Below are 2,497 nucleotides of genomic sequence, written 5' to 3'. Positions count from 1 at the left end.
ACACAGTGGACGCGAGCAACTGAGGACAAGCCCTCGGCCTATTAGTACCAGTCAACTCCACCCGTTACCGGGCTTCCATATCTGGCCTATCAACCCAGTCGTCTACTGGGAGCCTTAACCCCTCAAGGAGGTGGGAGTACTCATCTCGAAGCAGGCTTCCCGCTTAGATGCTTTCAGCGGTTATCCTTTCCGAACGTAGCCAACCAGCCATGCCCTTGGCAGGACAACTGGCACACCAGAGGTTCGTCCGTCCCGGTCCTCTCGTACTAGGGACAGCCCTTCTCAATACTCCTACGCGCACAGCGGATAGGGACCGAACTGTCTCACGACGTTCTAAACCCAGCTCGCGTACCGCTTTAATGGGCGAACAGCCCAACCCTTGGGACCGACTCCAGCCCCAGGATGCGACGAGCCGACATCGAGGTGCCAAACCATCCCGTCGATATGGACTCTTGGGGAAGATCAGCCTGTTATCCCCGGGGTACCTTTTATCCGTTGAGCGACGGCGCTTCCACAAGCCACCGCCGGATCACTAGTCCCTACTTTCGTACCTGCTCGACCCGTCAGTCTCACAGTCAAGCTCCCTTGTGCACTTACACTCAACACCTGATTGCCAACCAGGCTGAGGGAACCTTTGGGCGCCTCCGTTACTCTTTAGGAGGCAACCGCCCCAGTTAAACTACCCACCAGACACTGTCCCTGATCCGGATCACGGACCCAGGTTAGACATCCAGCACGACCAGAGTGGTATTTCAACAATGACTCCACAACCACTGGCGTGATTGCTTCAAAGTCTCCCACCTATCCTACACAAGCCGAACCGAACACCAATATCAAGCTATAGTAAAGGTCCCGGGGTCTTTCCGTCCTGCTGCGCGAAACGAGCATCTTTACTCGTAATGCAATTTCACCGGGCCTATGGTTGAGACAGTCGAGAAGTCGTTACGCCATTCGTGCAGGTCGGAACTTACCCGACAAGGAATTTCGCTACCTTAGGATGGTTATAGTTACCACCGCCGTTTACTGGCGCTTAAGTTCTCAGCTTCGCCATGACGAATCATGACTAACCGGTCCCCTTAACGTTCCAGCACCGGGCAGGCGTCAGTCCGTATACATCGCCTTACGGCTTCGCACGGACCTGTGTTTTTAGTAAACAGTCGCTTCTCGCTGGTCTCTGCGGCCACCACCAGCTCAGAGTGCAAGACTCATCACCAGCAATGGCCCCCCTTCTCCCGAAGTTACGGGGGCATTTTGCCGAGTTCCTTAACCATAGTTCACCCGAACGCCTCGGTATTCTCTACCTGACCACCTGAGTCGGTTTAGGGTACGGGCCGCCATGAAACTCGCTAGAGGCTTTTCTCGACAGCATAGGATCATCCACTTCACCACAATCGGCTCGGCATCAGGTCTCAGCCTTAACGTGTGACGGATTTACCTACCACACGGCCTACACCCTTACCCCGGGACAACCACCGCCCGGGCTGGACTACCTTCCTGCGTCACCCCATCGCTTACCTACTACCACCTTGGATCGGCGGCTCCACCACGTCCCTTTGTCCGAAGACTCCAGGCCGGCTTCACGGCCTTAGCATTAATGGATTCGATACTGGGCGTTTCAAAGCGGGTACCGGAATATCAACCGGTTGTCCATCGACTACGCCTGTCGGCCTCGCCTTAGGTCCCGACTTACCCTGGGCAGATCAGCTTGACCCAGGAACCCTTAGTCAATCGGCGCACACGTTTCCCACGTGTGTATCGCTACTCATGCCTGCATTCTCACTCGTGAACCGTCCACAACTCGTTTCCACGGCTGCTTCACCCGGCACACGACGCTCCCCTACCCATCACAGCCTCCGTTAGGAGTATTACTGCAATGACACGACTTCGGCGGTGTGCTTGAGCCCCGCTACATTGTCGGCGCGGAATCACTTGACCAGTGAGCTATTACGCACTCTTTCAAGGGTGGCTGCTTCTAAGCCAACCTCCTGGTTGTCTCTGCGACTCCACATCCTTTCCCACTTAGCACACGCTTAGGGGCCTTAGTCGATGCTCTGGGCTGTTTCCCTCTCGACCATGGAGCTTATCCCCCACAGTCTCACTGCCGCGCTCTCACTTACCGGCATTCGGAGTTTGGCTAAGGTCAGTAACCCGGTAGGGCCCATCGCCTATCCAGTGCTCTACCTCCGGCAAGAAACACACGACGCTGCACCTAAATGCATTTCGGGGAGAACCAGCTATCACGGAGTTTGATTGGCCTTTCACCCCTAACCACAGGTCATCCCCCAGGTTTTCAACCCTGGTGGGTTCGGTCCTCCACGAAGTCTTACCTCCGCTTCAACCTGCCCATGGCTAGATCACTCCGCTTCGGGTCTTGGGCACGCTACTCAACGCCCTATTCGGACTCGCTTTCGCTACGGCTTCCCCACACGGGTTAACCTCGCAACATACCGCAAACTCGCAGGCTCATTCTTCAAAAGGCACGCAGTCACGACGCACC

Annotated in this window: 1 rRNA gene; it reads right to left on the bottom strand. The window is 55.9% G+C overall.

The features are described from left to right. Positions 1-21: 21 nt before the first annotated feature. A 23S ribosomal RNA gene (locus ACWC9R_RS37010) occupies positions 22-2,497 on the bottom strand; the annotation flags it as partial.

Source organism: Streptomyces sp. NPDC001219 (genome assembly GCF_053597915.1).
The sequence above is the reverse complement of the archived record's forward strand: the minus strand, read 5'-3'. Positions and strand labels throughout refer to the sequence as shown.